Annotated in this window: 16 protein-coding genes; 3 read left to right on the top strand and 13 right to left on the bottom strand. The window is 65.3% G+C overall.

The features are described from left to right. Positions 1-108: 108 nt before the first annotated feature. From folE to hpt, 4 genes are all read right to left on the bottom strand, one after another. Positions 109-720 (bottom strand): GTP cyclohydrolase I FolE, encoded by a 612-nt coding sequence (folE, locus tag KXR83_RS17870; RefSeq protein ID WP_437425961.1) that lies wholly within the window; start codon positions 718-720, stop codon positions 109-111. Further along, positions 717-3,131, bottom strand: coding sequence for an ATP-dependent zinc metalloprotease FtsH (gene ftsH / locus KXR83_RS17865; RefSeq protein ID WP_437425960.1), 2,415 nt, complete (start codon positions 3,129-3,131; stop codon positions 717-719). Before ftsH ends, folE begins: the two co-directional genes overlap by 4 nt. Before the next feature lie 642 nt (positions 3,132-3,773). Beyond that, positions 3,774-5,135: an amidase gene (locus tag KXR83_RS17860; protein ID WP_437425959.1), complete on the bottom strand. Its 1,362-nt coding sequence runs from the start codon at positions 5,133-5,135 to the stop codon at positions 3,774-3,776. A gap of 12 nt (positions 5,136-5,147) precedes the next feature. Further along, the gene (hpt, locus tag KXR83_RS17855) at positions 5,148-5,720 is read right to left on the bottom strand and encodes a hypoxanthine phosphoribosyltransferase (RefSeq protein ID WP_030172532.1); all 573 of its coding nucleotides are present in this window, start codon (positions 5,718-5,720) and stop codon (positions 5,148-5,150) included. 317 nt (positions 5,721-6,037) lie between these two features. Between hpt and KXR83_RS17850 the strand changes: the two genes are divergently transcribed. Next, the gene (locus KXR83_RS17850) at positions 6,038-6,694 is read left to right on the top strand and encodes a hypothetical protein (protein ID WP_437425958.1); all 657 of its coding nucleotides are present in this window, start codon (positions 6,038-6,040) and stop codon (positions 6,692-6,694) included. A 17-nt stretch (positions 6,695-6,711) separates the two neighbouring features. Here the strand turns inward: KXR83_RS17850 and tilS are convergent, their stop codons facing one another. The 3 genes from tilS to dacB are packed head-to-tail and all read right to left on the bottom strand — an operon-like array spanning position 6,712 to position 10,057. Next, entirely contained in the window at positions 6,712-7,674 is a 963-nt protein-coding gene (gene tilS / locus KXR83_RS17845; protein ID WP_437425957.1) for a tRNA lysidine(34) synthetase TilS, read from the bottom strand. Further along, a complete protein-coding gene (locus KXR83_RS17840) occupies positions 7,671-8,687 on the bottom strand; it encodes a zinc-dependent metalloprotease (RefSeq protein WP_437425956.1) in 1,017 nt (338 codons plus the stop codon). The genes tilS and KXR83_RS17840 overlap by 4 nt, the downstream gene beginning before the upstream one ends. Next, on the bottom strand, positions 8,684-10,057 hold the full coding sequence (gene dacB, locus KXR83_RS17835; RefSeq protein ID WP_437425955.1) for a D-alanyl-D-alanine carboxypeptidase/D-alanyl-D-alanine endopeptidase: 1,374 nt from the start codon (positions 10,055-10,057) through the stop codon (positions 8,684-8,686). Before dacB ends, KXR83_RS17840 begins: the two co-directional genes overlap by 4 nt. Positions 10,058-10,162: 105 nt before the next feature. Here dacB and KXR83_RS17830 point away from each other — a divergent pair, with 105 nt between their 5' ends. Further along, a complete protein-coding gene (locus KXR83_RS17830) occupies positions 10,163-10,675 on the top strand; it encodes an inorganic diphosphatase (protein ID WP_023955670.1) in 513 nt (170 codons plus the stop codon). Between the two features lie 67 nt (positions 10,676-10,742). Here the strand turns inward: KXR83_RS17830 and KXR83_RS17825 are convergent, their stop codons facing one another. Together KXR83_RS17825 and KXR83_RS17820 are read right to left on the bottom strand one after the other, a co-directional pair. Beyond that, positions 10,743-12,425 (bottom strand): MDR family MFS transporter, encoded by a 1,683-nt coding sequence (locus KXR83_RS17825; protein WP_437425954.1) that lies wholly within the window; start codon positions 12,423-12,425, stop codon positions 10,743-10,745. Continuing rightward, positions 12,422-12,892: a MarR family winged helix-turn-helix transcriptional regulator gene (locus KXR83_RS17820; RefSeq protein ID WP_437425953.1), complete on the bottom strand. Its 471-nt coding sequence runs from the start codon at positions 12,890-12,892 to the stop codon at positions 12,422-12,424. Before KXR83_RS17820 ends, KXR83_RS17825 begins: the two co-directional genes overlap by 4 nt. Before the next feature lie 168 nt (positions 12,893-13,060). Between KXR83_RS17820 and alc the strand changes: the two genes are divergently transcribed. Then, positions 13,061-14,086 (top strand): allantoicase, encoded by a 1,026-nt coding sequence (alc, locus tag KXR83_RS17815; protein ID WP_437425952.1) that lies wholly within the window; start codon positions 13,061-13,063, stop codon positions 14,084-14,086. 37 nt (positions 14,087-14,123) lie between these two features. Here alc and KXR83_RS17810 read toward each other — a convergent pair whose 3' ends face one another. The 4 genes from KXR83_RS17810 to KXR83_RS17795 all read right to left on the bottom strand — a co-directional run bounded on the left by KXR83_RS17810 (position 14,124) and on the right by KXR83_RS17795 (position 17,489). Continuing rightward, the gene (locus tag KXR83_RS17810; RefSeq protein WP_437425951.1) at positions 14,124-14,642 is read right to left on the bottom strand and encodes a hypothetical protein; all 519 of its coding nucleotides are present in this window, start codon (positions 14,640-14,642) and stop codon (positions 14,124-14,126) included. Beyond that, complete coding sequence (locus KXR83_RS17805) at positions 14,639-15,466, bottom strand: aminotransferase class V-fold PLP-dependent enzyme (protein ID WP_437425950.1); 828 nt, start codon at positions 15,464-15,466, stop codon at positions 14,639-14,641. The genes KXR83_RS17810 and KXR83_RS17805 overlap by 4 nt, the downstream gene beginning before the upstream one ends. Before the next feature lie 122 nt (positions 15,467-15,588). Next, the gene (locus KXR83_RS17800) at positions 15,589-16,212 is read right to left on the bottom strand and encodes a DedA family protein (protein ID WP_437425949.1); all 624 of its coding nucleotides are present in this window, start codon (positions 16,210-16,212) and stop codon (positions 15,589-15,591) included. A gap of 68 nt (positions 16,213-16,280) precedes the next feature. Beyond that, positions 16,281-17,489 carry an O-succinylhomoserine sulfhydrylase gene (locus tag KXR83_RS17795; protein ID WP_062797121.1) on the bottom strand — a complete coding sequence of 403 codons (1,209 nt, stop codon included), beginning with the start codon at positions 17,487-17,489 and terminating at the stop codon, positions 16,281-16,283. Between the last annotated feature and the right edge of the window lie 33 nt (positions 17,490-17,522).

The following is a 17,522-nucleotide window of genomic DNA, read 5'->3' as shown; positions in this document are numbered from 1 at the left end:
GATGATGGTGCTCACGCCGTCCACCCCATCACGACGCCGACCACGTCAGTTCGCCGGGGCTTTCGGTGATGCCGGCCCCTCACGATGCTCCTGGTGTGGTCGCGCAGGTCAGCGAGAGATGAGGTCGAGGGCTTCGCCCCGCGAGACCGCGCTGGTCTTGAACTGACCGCGAACCGCAGAGGTGGTGGTGGTGGCGCCCGGCTTGCGAATTCCACGCATCGCCATGCACAGGTGCTCGGCTTCGATCACCACGATGACGCCGCGCGGATCGAGTTTGCGGACGATCGCGTCCGCGATCTGGGTGGTCAACCGTTCCTGGACCTGCGGTCGTTTCGCGTAGAGGTCGACCAGACGCGCCAACTTGGACAAGCCGGTCACCTGACCGGTGGGACCAGGAATGTAACCGACATGCGCGACCCCGTGGAACGACACCAGGTGGTGCTCGCAGGTCGAATACATCGGGATGTCCTTCACCAGCACGAGCTCGTCGTGTCCGACGTCGAAGGTGGTGGCCAGCACGTCGTCGGGGTTGACGTGCAGGCCCCCGAACATCTCGACGTAAGCGCGCGCCACCCGGGCCGGCGTCTCCTTCAGACCGTCGCGGTCCGGATCCTCGCCGACCGCGATCAGCAGTTCACGTACGGCTCGCTCGGCACGCTCGGCGTCAAAGGGAGCAATCGCACCGTTCTTGGCGGGTGTCCCACTGGTCTGTTGTGTCATTGTCCATTCTGTCCATTCGGGGAATGCCCATTCTGGCCGTGACCGTCGTTGCCGCCGTCAGCCTGGTTGTTCCCGTTGTGCCCGCCATGGCCGTTCTGACCATTCGGTGGCCGGCCATAAGAACCGGGCTGGCCGTAGGGGTTACCCGGCTGGCCGTAGGAATTGCCTGGTTGCCCGTATGGGTTGCCTGCCGGGTAGGAACCGTTGTGGCCCGGTGCGCCGTTCTGCCCCGTGGCGCCGTTCTGGCCCTGTCCGCCGTTCGGCCCACCGTTGGGGGGCCAGCCCGGAGCCGACCAACCTGCGGGGGCACCGTAATCGGGACGGGTGCCTCCTGGGACAGCACCTGCCTGCCCACCTTGCTGCGGGTAGGGGTTGCCCGGGGACTGCGGCGGATACTGCTGCTGCGGGAGCTCACCCGGACCGGGCTGCATGTGCGACGGTCCGACCTTCGCCAGCTCCGGCGACTTCGGGGGTTCGGGCGGCCAGGGCTCACCGCGCTCCTTGGCGAGCTCACCCGGCGTCTTCACCGGCGGCTTGTCGCTCGGGGTGCGTTCGCCGAAGTCGTTGAAGGCGGTGATACGCGGGCGCTTGACCACCTTGTCGAAGATCTTCTCGAGATCCTTGCGGGTCAGGGTCTCGCGTTCGAGGAGTTGCGTGGCGAGCTCGTCGAGGGTGTCGCGGTACTCGGTGAGGATGGCCCACGCCTCGGTGTGAGCGGCCTCGATGAGACGTCGCACCTCGTCGTCGATCTCGCTGGCGACCTCGGGTGAGTAGTCGGCGTGCGAACCCATCGAGCGGCCGAGGAACGGGTCACCCTGCTCCTGCCCATAACGCACGGCTCCGAGCCTCGCGCTCATGCCGTACTCCGTGACCATGGCGCGAGCGATCTTGGTGGCTTGGTCGATGTCGGAGGACGCACCGGTGGTCGGCTCGTGGAACACCAGCTCCTCGGCAGCACGACCACCCATTGCCATCACCAGACGGGCGATCATCTCCGAACGTGTCATCAGGTCTTTGTCCTGCTCGGGCACGGCAAGGGCGTGGCCGCCCGTGCGACCGCGGGCCAGGATGGTGACCTTGTAAATCGGGTCCAGATCGGGCATCGCCCACGCGGCGAGTGTGTGCCCGCCCTCGTGGTAGGCCACGATCTTCTTCTCGTGCTCACTGATGATGCGGTTCTTACGGCGCGGACCACCCACCACCCGGTCGACGGACTCTTCGAGCAGTTCGGCGGTGATGGTGGTGCGGTTCTCGCGGGCGGCCAGCAGCGCGGCCTCGTTGATGACGTTCGCCAGATCGGCACCCGACATACCCGGGGTGCGTTTGGCCAGACCGTCGAGGTCGGCGTCGGCATCGATCGGCTTGCCCTGTGCGTGGACGTTGAGGATTGCCTTGCGGCCTGCCATGTCGGGGTTGCCGACCGGGATCTGCCGGTCGAAGCGTCCCGGACGCAGAAGTGCAGGGTCGAGGATGTCGGGCCGGTTGGTGGCCGCGATCAGGATCACGCCCGAACGCTCACCGAATCCGTCCATCTCGACGAGCAACTGGTTGAGGGTCTGCTCGCGCTCGTCGTGTCCGCCGCCCAAGCCGGCGCCGCGCTGGCGTCCGACGGCGTCGATCTCATCGACGAAGATGATGCAAGGGCTGTTGTTCTTGGCCTGCTCGAACATGTCGCGCACACGTGAGGCACCGACACCGACGAACATCTCGACGAAGTCCGAACCCGAGATGGTGAAGAACGGCACACCGGCCTCACCTGCGACCGCGCGGGCGAGAAGCGTCTTACCGGTTCCGGGAGGACCGAACAGCAACACGCCCTTGGGGATCTTGGCTCCCAGGGCCTGGTAGCGAGCCGGGTTCTGCAGGAAGTCCTTGATCTCGAAGAGCTCTTCGACCGCCTCGTCTGCACCTGCCACATCGGCGAACGTAGTGGTCGGCATGTCTTTGTTCAGCTGTTTGGCCTTGGACTTGCCGAAGCCCATCACGCCACCCTTGCCGCCACCCTGCATCCGGTTCATCACGAAGAAGAACAGGCCGAACAGCAGGACAAGCGGAAGGATGAAGATCAGCATCTGCATCAGGAACGACTCTTGGTTGACGTTCGTCTGATACTTCGCACCCGAGGCGTCGACGCGGTCGAAGACCTCTTCGGTGGTGCGGGCGGGGTATTTGGCAGAGATCTTCTTGTCGCCGCCTGCCTGCGCCGGGTCCTTGAGCGTCATCCGTAGCGTCTGCTCGCGGTCGTCCATCTGCACCTCGGACACGTTCTTCGTGTTGAGCTGCGTCATCGCTACAGAGGTATCGACACTCTTGTAGTCGCGATTGTTGTCGCGGAGCACGGTCCAGCCCCAGATGGCCAGCACGATGATGGCAACGATCGCCAGGTTGCGAAAGACAGTCTTGCGGTTCATTGAGGTGTGTCAGCCGACCCCGACGGCCACTATCGGCCCTCTGTGATTTCGGCGCGTCCTTCCAGTCGGGATGTCTGAATCATCAGGCTACCCGTCAACGATTCATCGTGGTCGCGCGTTCCCCGTGGGCGAAACCAGTCGCGGGTCTGCTGAGCGTGCGGGCGGGGGTGCGGGTGGGGGCCGGTTAGGGAGCTCGTGAAACGAGGGAAAGCGCGCTCTGCAGACCGCGCAAACTCAAGTTTTGCGCGCTGGGCGTGGGGCAGGCTCGCAAAACTTGGGGAAGCTCGGACTAGAGACAGCGCAACGACGAGTTTCGCGCACTAGACGTCAGCGACGCTCGTGAAACCTGGGGAAGCTCGGTCTGCGGGAGACGCGAAGGCCGGTTTCCCGCGCCGGGCGGTCCCGCCGCTCGCAAAACCTGGCGACGCTCGTTCTGCGGGGATCGCAAACGCGAGTTTTGCGCGCTGGGCGGTTCCGCCGCTCGTGAAACTTGGGGAAGCTCGGTCTGCAGAACGAGCAAAGGCGAGTTTCGCGCGCTCGCTGATCGCGCCGCTCGCGAAACTTAAGGAAGCTCGGACTACAGACAGCGCAACGACGAGTTTCGCGCGCTGGCCGGCCGCGACCCCTCGCAGTGCTGAGCCGTCAGTACCCGGGAGCTACTCGTTGCCAGGGGCGGGCGGCCTCGATTTGGGCGGCGAGCTTGAGCAACGTTGCCTCGGATCCCGGGCGGCCGGCGAAATGGACGGCCACCGGGGTCTTGGACACCGGGTGCACACCGAACGGCACCGACATCGCAGGCCATCCGAGGAGATTGAACAGTCCCTGGAACGGCGCGTAGTTGATGTTCGCCCACATGTTGGCCGCCCAGCTCTTGCTGCTCCATGCCTTCGCCTCCAGGGGTGGGGCTGCGAGGGCGGGGGTCATCAAGACGTCGGCCTTGTTGCGGTCGAGGTAGGCGAGCACCTTCTGCTCGATGGTGCTGGCCTGGACGTCGTGTACCAGATCAAAGCGTTGCACCACCCTGCCGAGTGACGTGTGAATCTTGCTGCGCGACTGCAACTTCGACAGATCGCCACCGGCCTTGGCGAAGTCGTCCGCGTCAGCGGCAGCTCCTGCCAGCCATCGCAGCAACAGAGGAGCCGGATTGCTCGGGTACGGGAGTTTTGACTGGGGCACCCTGTGGCCGTGATCGGCGAGCAATGCACTGCAGCTGGACACCGCCTGCGCGAAGTGTTTGTCCGTGCGACCCACGGCCAGCGGAAAGTTTTGTGCCACAGCGACTCTGAGACTTCCAGGGTTGGTGTCCGCTCCGGCGGCGGCAAGGGCCATGTTGTCGGCCATCACCCCGAGCATCAGTGCGCCGTCGGCAACCGTGGTGGCAAGCGGCCCGTTTTCACTCATCTTGAACCAGCCGTTGCCGCCGAACTCGCTGGGCACCACTCCGAGGCCGGGTTTGAAACCGAACAATCCACAATCGGCGGCCGGGATGCGGATCGAGCCGAGGCCGTCGTTCCCGTGCGCCAACTCGACCTGCCCGCTGGCCACCGCCGCGGCCGCGCCACCGGACGAGCCGCCTGGGGTTCGCGCCGGATTCCACGGATTTCGTGTCACGGTCTGCTCGTTGTCGGTGGTCCCCCACAGGCACAGCTCGGGTACAGCGGTGAGGCCGATGACCACTGCGCCCGCGTTGCGAAGCCTGCGGACCACGGTGTGGTCACTGAGCGCAGGTGCTCGACTTGTTGCGGCCGACCCCACGGTCATCGGCTCGCCAGCGACGGACACGTTGTCCTTGATGGCAACCGGCACGCCGGCCAAGGGCAGTTTCGCCAGATCCGGATGGGCCGTCAGCAGTTCCGCCTCGGCGACGGCCTTGCCGGCACGGACCTTGACGAATGCGCCGATGGAACCGTCGCGATCAGCTATCCGTGACAGCGCATCCCGGGTCACCTGCACCGGATCGAGTCGACCGGTCCGGACACCTTCTGCCGTCTGTACCGCACTCACCGAAACGAACCTCTAATCGGAGTAGACGTTCGGGTTCAACCGACCGACGTACGGCAGATCCCGGTACCTCTCGGCGTAGTCGAGCCCGTACCCGACCACGAATTCGTTCGGGATGTCGAAGCCGACATCCTCGACGTGCACGTCCACCCGCACTGCGTCGGGTTTACGCAGCAGCGTGCAGACCTCCAGCGACCGGGGGTGGCGGGTGCGCAAGTTCTTCACCAGCCACGAGAGCGTCAGGCCTGAGTCGATGATGTCTTCGACGATCACGACGTCGCGGTCGTGGATGTCGCGATCGAGGTCTTTGAGAATGCGCACCACACCCGACGACGACGTCGAGGACCCGTAGGAACTCACCGCCATGAACTCGAGCTGCGACGGGATCGGCAGCGCCCGCGCGAAATCGGTCATGAACATCACCGCCCCCTTGAGGACACCGATGAGGACCAGGTCATCCGGAGTGTCCCGGTACCGGTTCGCCACTGTCTCGGCGAGCTCGGCGATGCGCCGCTGGATCTGCTCCTCGGTGACCACAACTGCTTCGATGTCGTCCCCATATGGATCGCGCTGTTCGCTCACGGACATCATCATGCCTCAACGGCCGCAGCCCGGGTCGCGCAGCCGTCGGCCGGCAGCTGTGTAGACCCAACGAATGACACCAATTCGCGACAGCCATATGGCTTTTCGTGGCGACTTCTCGTTTGTTTTGCGAATTGTCCCCATTTCGGCCAAACTCCCATTTGGCGACCGTTAGCATTGCGTTGCCTGAGAACACATGGTCATTACACAGCGTCACCATCCCCTCTGCCCAGGGGCCGGTCACGTCGCCTCTGCTTGTTTCGATGTGGGGATCGAAATCGGTTCGGGCGGACATTCAAGCAATCAGAGGGGATTTGTAGTCAATGAGGTTTCGGAAATCAGTGGTCTCGGCCATGCTGGTACTGGCCACCACCGCCAGCGTGGTGACGGCCACGCAGGCGAATGCGGCCCCGCCCGCGAAAGACATCGGCTATTCGGCGAATATCGTCGGTGATCACGTTGTGTTGAAGACCGACATCGGTTCGCTGCGCACCTCGGACGGTCAATTCCAGATCGTCGACAACAAAGGCAATGTCGCTGCGAGCATTCCCCTCGCCTACAACCTCAACGACAAGCAATTCCCCATCAACGCCGACATCAACGGCCGGACCGCGACCTTGACCCCCGTCCGCGACGCTGCGGCTGCTCAACCCGTGAAGGTCAGTGACGCCGTTCGCAAGCAGGCTGCTGCCCCGGCCACCCGCGAGCAGCGCGACATGCAGGCGATGCAGACCCTCAGCCAGAGCATCAACACCGCGTCGGCGGTGGGCGGCCTCATCGGGACCATCGTCGGCGGCGTCATCGGATGTGTGGTTGGCGCCGTAGCTGCCGCAGGTGTCGGTTGTCTGCCAGGCATCGTGACGGGAGCCGGTATCGGAGGCGTCGTCGGAACCATCGTCGTGGGTGGTCCGGTCCTCATCGGTGCCGCCATCCAGTTCTTCAACACCATCAACTCCCCGTTCGTCCCCCCGGCCAACTGAGGCTGCCGGAACACAGCTCAACGCACGCGGCGTTCGACCACGAGTCGGGCGCCGCGTCGCGCTATCTCCAGCCTGTGCTCGGGATTCCCACCGACAGCGACCGGCCCCTGCCCACGCCACCGCACCAACAGGGCGTCCACTGCGTTCACCACCGAGCCGGTCGGTTCCGTCGCCCCCTGCGCGACAAGCCAGCGCCGCAGCAGTCGCCGCCGAATCGCTGCCGGTATGGGTGTCAACTCCGCGCACACGATCTCGTCTCCGGTGATGACGCCGGCAGCGGCGTCGGCCATGTCCTCGAGTACGTCGATGTCGTCCTGCAACTGTGATGCCGTGCGGCCCAACGATTCGACGACCCCGCCCTGCAACACCTGCTCCACCAAGGGCAGCACCTCGGTGCGCAACCGAACCCGCGTGAACCGCGGGTCGGTGTTGTGCGGGTCGTGATGCGGCGACAACCCCAGGTCGGTGCACGCGGCCACCGTGCACGCGCGCCGCAGACCGAGCAACGGGCGACCGAACGGCGGAGCCCACGCGCGCATCCCGGCGATGGACCGCGGCCCAGACCCTCTGGCGAGGCCGAGGAGAACGGTCTCCGCCTGATCGTCGAGGGTGTGCGCGAGTAAGACGGGCCTGCCCGCGCGCGCCTCGTCGAGTGCGGCGTAGCGAGCACGGCGTGCTGCCGCCTCGAGACCACCGCGACCCACCACGTCCACGGGGAGCACCGTGGCCTGCGCGCCCATCGTCCGGGCCGACTGGGCCGCCTCGTCGGCAACCGCGGCCGAGCCTTCCTGGAGTCGGTGGTCGACCACCAAGGCGTGCACCTGCAGGCCGGCGTGTACGGCAGCTGCGGTCAGTGCCAGCGAGTCAGCGCCGCCCGACAGCCCCACGCAGACGGCGGTCCCGTCGAGATGATCCTGGGCGAACGACGCCACGGCGCCGGTGACCTCGGCGATGGCGCCCGAGTTCACCCCGGGGTTCACAACACCCGGTCGATCCACAATCGTGGCTTTTCGATCTCGGCGGGCAGAGGCATGGTTTCCGGCCCCGTCCAGATCGCATTGAAACGGGTCATGCCCACGGTCCCGACGACTTCATCGACAAACGCTTTGCCGCGAATGTACTGAGCGAGTTTGGCGTCCATTCCGAGGAGCACACGCAGCAACCGTTGCACGGGATTCTGTGGCCGGCCCCGGCGTTTGTCGAATGCCGCGCGAATCGTGTCGACCGTCGGGACGTGCTGCGGTCCGACGGCATCCATGACGTGATCGGCATGGCCCTCGAGAAGGGTTCCCAGCATCATCATCCGGGTGAATGCCTCGTATTGCTCAGGGCTCTGCAACAACTGCATCGCACCGACGATGCCTTTTTCCCGGGGTTGGTCGCTGCGCATCGCCGCACTGATCCGCGTGACCAATTCACCCGCTGATTCCGCGGTCTCGGCGGTGAGGGCTTCGACATTGGACGACATGTAATCGCGCAACCACGGATTCGCGGAGAACTGCACCCGGTGCGTCACCTCGTGCAGGCACACCCACAACCGAAAGTCCGAAGGGACAACCCGCAACGACCGTTCGACGGCGATGATGTTGGGCGTCACCAGCATCAAGACCCCGTCCGAGCCGGTATCCGGGTTGGCGGTGAACGGATCGTATTGCCCGAGGATCGCGCCGGACAGCAGTGCCAGCAGTCCGCCGGCCTGGACTCCGGCGACCCGTCCGGATATCCCCGGCTTGCCGTCGGGCTCAGGTCCCTCGAGCATCGCCGACATCGAGAGCGCAGCGGCCTCGATCCAGCCACTGCGGTCCAGGATCTGGGCTGCGGGTACGGCCAGACCGTCGGCCAATCCGGTGACGTCACGAACGGGACCTTCGGCAGCGGCCGACGACCGCGCGAGTTCCTGTTGCGCTGCGGTGATCGTGTACTCGGTGGTGACAGGCCCCGGACGGGCGACCTTCTTGCCCACCGTCGCGGCGAGTTGCCAGTCGATACTCATCGGCATCCACATTCCCGCAGTGCCACTGCGATTGCATCGAGCGCCGGGCGGGCCGCATCTGGCGAACTCCCGTTGGACATCAGCGCGAAACTCAGGACCCGGCCTTCTCTCGTCTGCACCACACCCACCAACGCGCTCGCCCCGGTCAGTGTTCCCGTCTTGGCCCTCACCCAGCCGGCACCGGACTTGTTCTGGGTGTCGAATCGTTCGGCAAGGGTGCCGGTGGCACCTGCGACGGGGAGCATGTCGAGCAGGGGCCGCAGCTTGGGCTGTGCGTCTCCGGCACCGGCATTGACCACCTGATCGAGCAGGGCCGCCGAGACCCGATTGTCCTCGGACAGCCCGCTGACGTCGGCGAACACGGTTCCGTTCATGTTGAAGCCGTAGTCGCTCAGCGTCTTACGCACGGCCTCGATGCCACCTGCCATCGTCGGGCGACCACCGGTGGCCTTCGCGATCTCGATGGAGATTGTCTCGGCCAATACGTTGTCGCTGGCTCGCATCATGTCCCCGAGGCGCGTCACGAGAGGCGCCGACTGCACCTGCGCGATCACCCGGGCATTGGCCGGGGCGGTCGCCTCGGTGGGCGCGGTGTCCACTCCGAGCGCGTCGGCAAGAGCGGCGCCGGCGGTCAGGGCCGGAGTCGAGGTGCGCGGCGAATCGATGAAGAGCGGGTCGTTGCGGCCAGAGTCGGCGATCAGCGATTCGATCGGGGTGATGTTCCCTGCCGCGATGTCGGCCGGATCCCAACTGGGCGCCAGTGTCGGACCGCTGAACGCGTTGGTGTCCACGGCCACCGAGGTCACATTGACGCCGGCCTTCTTGATCTGATCGGCCAGCGCGCTGATCCGCGGAGCATCGGTGAAGAAGGTGTCCTGCCCCTCCGGTTGCACCGACAGCGTCGGGTCGCCCGCACCCACCAGGATCACCTGTCCGTCGGCGCCTGCGACCACCGTGGTGGTGACCCTCTGCTCGTGCGGCAGTGCCAACAGGGCGGCCGATGCGGTGAGGACCTTGATCGTCGATGCCGGGATCAAAGGGCGACCCGGATTCGTCGACCACAATTCGGCGCCGGTCAGGGCGTCGGAGATCTCGCCACTCAATTCACCGAGATCCGGGTTCGCCAACGCCTGCGTGAGTTCGGTTCGCACCCCTGCGGGTGTCGGCGCAGGCGCGTCCGCACGCACCGGATTGATCCTCGGTGTCAGCGACGCCGGCGATGGCTGGGGCGAGGCACCGGCGGGGAGGGCATCGGAGCCGTCGTCCACGCGGAAGGCGATGACCAGCGCAATGGCTGCCACAGCGATGAGAGCCACCACGGGAACGAGCGTCCACCACAGTCCTTTGCGGCCCAGCGAAGTGCCTGCCACCGATACCTCCGGTCAATTGTGCCGCCGAGCGCGGCGGATGGTTGTGTCCACAGTATCGTTGAGTCGATTTTCGGACCGGATTCGCTGAATGCATCAGGAGGAAGCGTGGACTTCGACGTCACGATCGAGATCCCCAAAGGACAACGCAACAAATACGAGGTCGATCACGAGTCCGGGAAGGTTTATCTCGACCGTTATCTGTACACGTCGATGGGCTATCCGGCGGACTACGGATTCATCGACAACACCCTCGGCGAAGACGGCGATCCACTGGACGCCATGGTCCTGCTGCCCGAGTCGGTCTTCCCGGGCGTCATCGTCCGGGCCCGGGTCGTCGGCATGTTCCGGATGACCGATGAGGCAGGCGGCGACGACAAGTTGCTGGCCGTTCCGGCGAAGGACGTGCGCTGGGATCACATCCAGGACATCGACGATGTGCCCGAGTTCGAGCTCAAGGCCATCGCGCACTTCTTCGAGCACTACAAGGACCTCGAGCCGGGCAAAGAGGTCACGGCGGGCGGCTGGACCGGCAAGGCCGACGCCGAGAAGGTGGCGCAGGAAGCCATCGAGCGACTCAAGACTCAGCCACACGAGGCGAACGAACCCTCCCGCGGCTGATCTGCACTCACGCCCGCAGCACAGCAGGGCCCGACTCCACGGAGTCGGGCCCTGCTCGCGTTCGGGCTCAGGCTTCGGCCTCGGCCTCGTCCTTGGCCGCCTGCATCCCTGATTTGGTGCGCAGCGGAACCTCTTTCCAGAAGAACACCAGTACAAGCGAGATCAGCGAGACGATCGACACGGTCAAGAACACCGTGTCCATCGCTTCGGCGAACCCGACGCGAATCGGTCGTGAGATCGGTTCGGGGAGTTTAAAGATCACCGACGTGTCGTCCATGACGCTGCCCGTCTGGGCATCCGGGTCGGCGGCCGCGGCGATCAGGCCCTTCCCGAACGCGGCGACCTGCGCGTCCGGACTCTGCGCGGCGGCAGCGACGGCCTGCCTGAACTGCGGGGTGTTCGCACTGTCCTCGAGCCCATCGGTGATGTTGGGTCCCATCAACGAGAACAGGACCGAGAAGAACACCGCGACGCCGAGCGTTCCACCTATCTGACGGAAAAAGGTGGCCGAGGCGGTGGACACGCCCATGTCCTTGGGCGGCAACACATTCTGTAAGGCCAGCGTCATCGGCTGGAGTAGGTTGCCCAGTCCGAAGCCGAGGAAGAAGGCCAGGGTCATCACCAGCGAAACCGGGGTGTCCACGCTCAACAGGTGCAGCAGGAACGTCGAGACGGTGATGAGGATCGATCCGATGATCGGGTAGAGCCGGTAGTGGCCGGTGCGGGAGATGAGCTGTCCGGACGCCACCGAAGCGATCATCAAACCGAGGACCATGGGCAACATCTGCAGACCGGCGACCGTGGGGCTCGAACCTCGCAGCACCTGGAAGTACTGCGGCAGCATCGAGATCGAGCCGAACATCACCATGCCGACCACCACGGAGATGACGATGCCCTGCGCGAAGATCCGGTTACGGAAGATGCGCAACGGGATGATGGCGGCTTCGCCCATCCGGTGCTCGACGTAGACAAACCCTGCCGTGCCCACCACACCCGCGGTGTAACAGGCGATGGCCCACCCACTGCCCCAGCCCCATTCGCGACCTTGTTCGGCAACGATAAGCAACGGGACCACACCCAGGGCCAAGAGCCCGGCTCCCGACCAGTCCACCCGCCGGCGGGCGCCTCTGATCTGGTCGTAGTCCAGTACGCGGTAGACCACCACCAGGGCGACGAGACCGATCGGCACGTTGACGAGGAACACCCAACGCCAGCCGGACACGAACAGGATCGACTCCTGACCGGCAAGCAGGCCACCGAGCACGGGGCCCACCACGCTCGAGGTGCCGAAGACGGCGAGGAAATATCCCTGGTACTTCGCCCGCTCGCGCGGGGGCACGATGTCACCGACGATGGTGAGCGCCAACGACATCAGGCCGCCGGCACCAAGTCCTTGCAACGCGCGGTACCCCGCGAGCTGATACATCGAGGTCGCGGTGGTGCAGAGCAGCGAACCGATGATGAAGATCGTGATGGCCGTCATGAACAGCTTCTTGCGGCCGTACATGTCCGACAACTTGCCGTAGAGCGGCGTCACGATGGTGGCCGTGACGAGATACGCGGTGGTCACCCACGCCTGTAGCGAATAGCCCTGCAGGTCATCGGCAATGGTGCGGATGGCAGTGGAGACGATGGTCTGGTCGAGTGCGGCCAGGAACATCCCCAGCATCAGTCCGCCGAGGATCGTCAGGATCTTCTTGTGCGACAGCTCAGCGCTCCCGGCCGGAGCGGAAGCGGGCGTGTCGGTCAATTCGGTTGCCTCTCCGCTGGAGCACAGGTCAATGCATCTTCGGCACTGTCGACGAACCGGCCCATCAACCGGATCAGGGTGTCGATGTCGTCGTCGGGCCAATCCGACATCAACGACTTGAGCTCCTCACCGCGTCGTTGACGCAGCGCGGCCACCCGTTCGCGGCCGGAATCGGTGGCCACCAGGATCGTGGCGCGCCCGTCCAGCGGGTCGGCCTCGCGACGTACATAGCCGAGGCGTACCAGGTGAGCGACGTGACGGCTGATGGTGGACGGATCGGCGAACAGGGCCTCGGCCAGTTCGCCCGAGCGCGACGGCTTGTCCGTCAGCCGAAAAAGGCACTGGTAGGCGGCCGTTTCGACGATGCCGTCCGGGGTGCGCAGGCGGGTGGCCGCCAGTCGTTCGCGGATGCGTGCGTATCGGGCGAGTACCTCGATGAAATCCTCAACCTGGTCCGAGCGGGACATCTTCTGCAACGAGCCTTCCCACGAAACGCATCAATCTAGCCGGCAGCACGAGTTTCACACAGCAACTACTTGTGCGTTGCAAGTATGCTCTGGGCCGGTTGCCATCTGCAACCATCGGGCGCCCGCCCGGTTCGCCCCGCAGACCCCGGCACACTAACCTCAGATGTCGTGACACCCTCTCCGCCCGCCTCCCGCCCGCACTTCACCTCCATGCCGGACCTGGCGTTGCGTGCCCTCGGCGGAGCAGTGATCTGGGCCAACGACGACCTGTTCGCCGAAGCCCAGAACCTGATCAAGACCCCAGCGGCCGAGTACCAGCCCGCAACATTCGGTCACAAAGGTCAGGTCTACGACGGTTGGGAGACCCGCCGCCGCCGCGAAGACGGCGTCGACCAGGCCATCGTCCGGCTCGGTGTTCCCGGCGTGATCTACGGCGTTGTGGTGGACACATCGTGGTTCGTGGGAAATTACCCGCCCTACATCTCCGTGGAAGCTGCTGCGGTGGAAGGCATCCCGACCGCACTGGAGCTCGTCGAAGAGACCGAGTGGACAACGATCGTCGACCGCGTCGAGGTCAACGGCGACACCCGCAACCCGTTCCGCGTCGACGCCAAAGAACGGTTCACCCACGTACGGCTCTCGATCTATCCCGACGGAGGAGTTGCCCGTTTCCGCGTACACGGACGCGGTATCCCCGATCCGAAGTTCTTGTCGTACGGCCACTTCGACCTCGCGGCGCTGGAGAACGGCGGCATGATCACCTCGTGCTCCAACATGTTCTACGGATCGCCGAACAACCTGCTGATGCCCGGGCGCGCCCGCACCATGGGTGAAGGATGGGAGACCTCACGTCGCCGCGATTCCGGAAACGACTGGGTGCAGGTGAAATTGGCGGGTGAGGCCACCGTCGGGCTGGCCGAACTCGACACCAGCTACTTCCTCGGCAACGCCCCGGGGTCGGCGATGATCCGTGGTCGCGACGGCGAGAACGGCGAGTGGTTCGAACTCGTTCCGCGGACGCCACTACAGCCCGACACCCGGCACCGCTTCCTCGTCGACGTGGACCGACCGCTCACCGAAGCGCGCATGGACATCTACCCCGACGGCGGGATGGCCAGGCTTCGACTGTTCGGTCAACTGACGGACGGTGCTCGAGAACAAATCGTCAACCGCTGGGAACGCGGCGAAAGCTGACGCACCCGTACGACTTTCGCGGTTGCGGACGGCCAGGTCAGGCCGCGACAGACCTCTTGGTCAGTTGCGGCAACACCTGGTCGGCGATCAATGCGGCGCTGCTCCGGCCGGCGTCCACCGAGTCGTCGGCCGATTCAGCGGCGGAATCGATGGGCCGGAGGATCACCGCATCGGCGACCTCGGCGGTGTAGATGTCCAGGATCAGCGTCAACAGGCCATTGGCCGTTCCGACGTAGCGCACTGTGTCCCCGAACCTCGACTCACCGAGTCGTAACAGTTTTGCCCGTGCCGTCGCGGCATCGTCGGCGATCAGCACATCGAGCTCGAGAGCGACCACCAGATCGGCGGGCTCGTTGCCCAGACTGGTCCACGCCGCTCGCATCTGAGTTCTCTCCCGAATCCCACCACGCAGTTCTGGCTGGCGGATCCGGCGGATCACCCCCGCGTGCGCATCGCGCGGACGAGGGCCACTCCAAGCGATGGGATTGTCGTCGCCGTCGATGGCGACGAGCAGTTCTGGCCGGTTGCGTGGTGCACCGACGGCTTCGTATGTCATGACTTCTCCTGCTCGAACACCACATCTGCCAGTGAATCCAATTGCTGCGCAACGTCGTACCGACCGGTCTCGAAACCCCAGCCAAGTGCGAACGGAGCCTCGCGGCCTGCCACCGCGATCGAAGCGATGCCCACACGATCGGCAACGTCGGCCCACAGCCGGAGCCGGCGGGCACCGGGCAACCGTTGCAGCGCCTCGTCGAGAGTGTCCGACAACGCCTGTTCGTGCAGCCCGATCCACTCGAAACCGAGGCCCGCGACCGTGTCACAAGCCTGTACGAAGTCGCTCAGCGCCGACGGATCTGCGTCGACACCGATGACATCGCCCAACCAATCCGGCCGGCCGACAACGGCGGCCGGCCCGTGGCCGGCCAGTTGCCGTCCGCCGAACACGACGTAGTCGATGCCGTGGCTGGTCATGTTGATCACCCGCCGGGCCGCCAGTTCGCTTCCGTCCACGAGGAGTCGAGCCCCATGGCGGTGGGCGACCGCGGCGAGCTTCGACAGCGGCAGCACCTCACCGGTGGACGGGGCGACACCCGGCACGATCAGCAGTGCCGCAGGCCGGGCGGACAGCTCGCGATCCAGGGCCGCAAGGGTGGTGGTGAGATCCACCTGCGCGGCAACGAGTCTGTCGCCGGCGTGGTCCCCGGTCGCACGGTCTCCGAGACCGGCCGTCAGGTCGAGCACCACGGACTGTCCGGGTGCCGCGTCGACCACCTTCCGCACCGCGTCATCCGCGTCGAAGGCGAGCACGACGGTGTCGCCGGACCGGGCGTGGACGAACTCGGCCAGAACCGTGTGCGGATCGCGAATCGAGGCCATGGCCGGGCACGTTTCCCTTCTGGGCGAGAGGTGAGAACTGGTGGCCGCAACGGGTCGGCACTCCATGTCAACAACGATGTCGCCGGATTAATTGCCGTGTCAAATAAAACCCCGGGTGAATGTTATTCGGCGCTGGTGGAGCCTATTTCGGACTTGTCGCGGTGACGCCACCAGCGGAAGGCAAAGTACCCGAGGACCACCACGGCCGCGGCGAACCCCAGGTACAGCAGCAAGGTGGCCCCGATGGTCTCGCCGACCGCGTATCCGGTCACCCCGACCACCACGACCCAGACGACACCGCCCAAGACGTTCGCGAAGAGGTACTGCTTTGTGGGCATCTGACTCATACCGGCCACAAACGGCGTGACCGTACGGACGTAACCGATCCAGCGTGCCCCGATCACCGCCACCACACCGCCGTTGCGGATCAGATCTTCGGCGCGGTTCCAGCGCTCCTCACCGATCCACGAGCCCAGTCTGGAGTGGGTTATCCGGTCCCCTGATCGTCGACCCAGCATGTAACCGGTCCAGTCGCCGAGCACCGCAGCGAAACAGGCACCGGTGATCAGCCAGCCGATGTTCGTCGGACCGATGGCGGCGGCGACAGCACCCGCGAGCAAAACGGTCTCACCCGGGAGGATCAGGCCGATCAGCGCGGCGGCCTCCCCGTAGATGACCCCCCACACAACGAGGTACACAGCCCAGGGCGGAGTGGACTCGACAATCGAGATGACCCAGTCGACCAATGAGGAAAGGATGTCTCCACCCTCCGATCCGAAGAAGGCACCGGGGCCGGCGCCGTGCAGTGACGCCGCTAGAGCGCCTGGTCCATGTCGTGTAGCAGGTCGTCGATACCTTCGAGTCCCACCGACAGTCTGACCACGGAGTCCGACAACCCGATCGCGGCGCGACCTTCGGGGCCCATCGCCCGGTGAGTTGTGGTGGCGGGATGGGTGATCAGCGACTTCGAGTCGCCGAGATTGTTCGAGATGTCGATGATCTTGAGTCCGTCGAGTACCTCGAACGCCCTTGCCTTGCCCGATACCGACCCGCGGTCGGCCAACTCGAAGGTGAGGACCGTACCGCCGCCGGACATCTGCCGGGTGGCCAGGTCGTACTGCGGATGCGACTGCAGGAACGGGTATTTGACCCACGCGACACGCGGATCCTCTTGCAGGAACTCGGCGATCCGGAGCGCAGAGGCCACCGAGTGGTCGACCCTCAGCCGCATCGTCTCGAGACCCTTGAGCAAGGTCCACGCGTTGAACGGGCTGAGCGCCGGCCCGGTGTGCCGCATCAGGGTCTGCACCGGACCGTCGATGTACTCGGCGTCACCGAGGACGGCTCCGCCCATCACCCGGCCCTGACCGTCGATGTGTTTGGTGCCCGAATAGACGATCACGTCGGCGCCGAGATCGAGCCCCTTCTGCAGCAGCGGCGTCGCGAAGACGTTGTCCAGCACCACCTTTGCTCCGGCCGCGTGGGCGAGCTCGCACACCTTCTCGACGTCGACGAGCGTCTGCATCGGGTTGGACGGGGTCTCGAAGAACACGGCAGTGGTCGGTGTCGAGAGTGCTTGTTCCCACTGCTCGAGGTCTTCGCCGTCGACGAAGACGGTTTCCACACCCCAGCGCGGCAAGATCTCGTTGCAGACCACGAAGCAGGACCCGAACAGACTCCGCGCTGCCACCAGGCGGTCCCCGGCCTTGAGCAGGGCACCGAGGGCGACGAACACCGCAGCCATCCCGCTGGCGGTGGCAAAACATGCTTCGGCGCCTTCGAGCAGACGGAGGCGTTCCTGGAACATCGCGACGGTGGGATTTCCGTAGCGCGAGTACACGAACCGCTTGTCCTCGCCGGTGAAGGCGCGCTCAGCGGCCGCAGCCGACGAGTAGACGTAGCCCGAGGTGAGGTACATCGCCTCGGATGTCTCCTCGAACCCCGAGCGGTCGAGACCACCGCGAACCGCGAGCGTATCCGGCGACACCCCGTCGGGCAGTTCGCTGATCACATGTTCCTCCATGGCAGATGAGCACTCCGGCCGGTGAGCCGGTTC

It is taken from the genome of Williamsia muralis, from assembly GCF_051487485.1.
Classification (GTDB): domain Bacteria; phylum Actinomycetota; class Actinomycetes; order Mycobacteriales; family Mycobacteriaceae; genus Williamsia; species Williamsia muralis_B.
Note: the sequence above shows the minus strand (reverse complement) of the source record. Positions and strands in the feature narration are given on the sequence as shown.

What these genes read in the sequence shown, in the direction of transcription:
- folE (WP_437425961.1), bottom strand. Translation starts at nt 720, where the DNA reads ATGACACAACAGACCAGTGGGACACCCGCCAAGAACGGTGCGATTGCT.
- ftsH (WP_437425960.1), bottom strand. Translation starts at nt 3,131, where the DNA reads ATGAACCGCAAGACTGTCTTTCGCAACCTGGCGATCGTTGCCATCATC.
- hpt (WP_030172532.1), bottom strand. Translation starts at nt 5,720, where the DNA reads ATGTCCGTGAGCGAACAGCGCGATCCATATGGGGACGACATCGAAGCA.
- KXR83_RS17850 (WP_437425958.1), top strand. Translation starts at nt 6,038, where the DNA reads ATGAGGTTTCGGAAATCAGTGGTCTCGGCCATGCTGGTACTGGCCACC.
- KXR83_RS17840 (WP_437425956.1), bottom strand. Translation starts at nt 8,687, where the DNA reads ATGAGTATCGACTGGCAACTCGCCGCGACGGTGGGCAAGAAGGTCGCC.
- KXR83_RS17820 (WP_437425953.1), bottom strand. Translation starts at nt 12,892, where the DNA reads ATGTCCCGCTCGGACCAGGTTGAGGATTTCATCGAGGTACTCGCCCGA.
- KXR83_RS17810 (WP_437425951.1), bottom strand. Translation starts at nt 14,642, where the DNA reads ATGACATACGAAGCCGTCGGTGCACCACGCAACCGGCCAGAACTGCTC.
- KXR83_RS17805 (WP_437425950.1), bottom strand. Translation starts at nt 15,466, where the DNA reads ATGGCCTCGATTCGCGATCCGCACACGGTTCTGGCCGAGTTCGTCCAC.
- KXR83_RS17795 (WP_062797121.1), bottom strand. Translation starts at nt 17,489, where the DNA reads ATGGAGGAACATGTGATCAGCGAACTGCCCGACGGGGTGTCGCCGGAT.